This window comes from Acinetobacter gerneri DSM 14967 = CIP 107464 = MTCC 9824 (genome assembly GCF_000368565.1).
Classification (GTDB): Bacteria; Pseudomonadota; Gammaproteobacteria; order Pseudomonadales; family Moraxellaceae; genus Acinetobacter; species Acinetobacter gerneri.
The window spans coordinates 279,255-280,799 of record NZ_KB849543.1 but is presented as its reverse complement, the minus strand read 5'-3'; the positions used below and the strand labels follow the sequence as shown (position 1 = coordinate 280,799).

Here is a 1,545-nt window from a genome sequence, read left to right as displayed (position 1 = left end):
TTCTGGAACAGTGATGGTCAATGTCGGTGGAACGGTATCAATCGTACCTTGGTCAGTACTTGTGGTGCTGTTACCCGCTGGATCTGTGATGACACCCGTTACAGTAAACTCACCATCTGGTAGGGCTTCTGGTACATCGACTGTATAGGTTTGATCGTCTTTTACAATCGTTGATACTGTTTGTGTGTTGCCATCTTTATCTGTAATGGTAATTTCAACAATGCTTCCCGCAGGTTCATTGGTTGTACCTGTAATGGTTGGCGTATTGTCATTACCAATTTCTGGAACAGTAATGGTCAATGTCGGTGGAACATCATCCGCACCCACTGGACGTTCTGCATTATTCGAATGAATCGGATCCTGACCTTCTACTGTCACGGTACCTGAAGCAGTAATGGTATTTGTTCCATCTGTACGTACTTCTGAAGCTGGGACCTTGATCGACCAAGTACCATCTGCCTCTACTGTAGCTGGATAGGTTTTACCATTGAATGTCACTGTCATATCAGCATTAGGATTGCTGACACTACCTGTAATCGTGATATTACCATCGCTATCTTGAAGATCTGCAAGCTCTTCTTTATTGATAATGTCATCGCCTGCAACGATATCAATGCTAACGTATGGTAATGGTGCTTCATCAGTAACGACTACGCCATCTTGGTTTTCTGTTGACGCGATTACTGAACCACTATCTTTTAATGGTTCATCCAATGTCACAGTCCAGTGACCATCAGCATCTGCTGTCGCTGTACCAATTTCAGTACCATGATTATCACGAAGAATCACTTCATGACCGGGTTCAGTTGTACCAGTAATAACAGAACCTGTTTCACCTAACTTAACGTTATCGATGCGAATGGTAATTTCTTTGTCTGTATCGGTGTCACCAAGATTATTTGCTAAATCAGTATAGCTTTCATCTTTAACGCTAACTTCTACAGTTGTCCCTTGCATCGTACCTGTTAAGGTTGCTGTCCAAGTGCCATCGCCATTGTCAATCAATGAACCAGCGACAAGTTTACCACCTGCCACAATAATATCTGTGGCATCAAATCCAGTGACTGGTTCTGAGAATTTAAATGTCACGGTATTGTCTGGATTGATGATCACTTCAACTGTCGGTGGAACAGTATCAATCGTACCTGTATCTGACGCTGGTTCAGACGGATTACCTGCAGGATCAGTCACTACACCTGTTACTGTGAAGTCACCCTCTGGTAATGCTTCTGGAACATCAACCTTGTAGTTGCCTTCACCATCCACTTTCGTAGTTACTGTTTGGGTGTTGCCATCTTTGTCTGTAATGGTGATGACCACTTCGCTACCTTCTGGCGCATCACTTGTACCGCTGATGGTTGGCGTGTTGTCATTGCCCAGTTCTGGAACTGTGATGGTCAAGGTTGGTGGAACGGTATCAATCGTGCCTGTATCTGACGCTGGCTCAGATGGATTACCTGCAGGATCAGTCACTACACCTGTTACTGTGAAGTCACCCTCTGGTAATGCTTCTGGTACATCAACCTTGTAGTTGCCTTCACCATC

The 1,545-nt window shown here is 44.3% G+C and carries 1 protein-coding gene; it reads right to left on the bottom strand.

Annotation, left to right across the window (positions count from 1 at the left end):
- Window positions 1-1,545, bottom strand: a 1,545-nt coding sequence (locus tag F960_RS22655; RefSeq protein ID WP_004863304.1) for an Ig-like domain-containing protein, incomplete at both ends; no start/stop codon positions are given.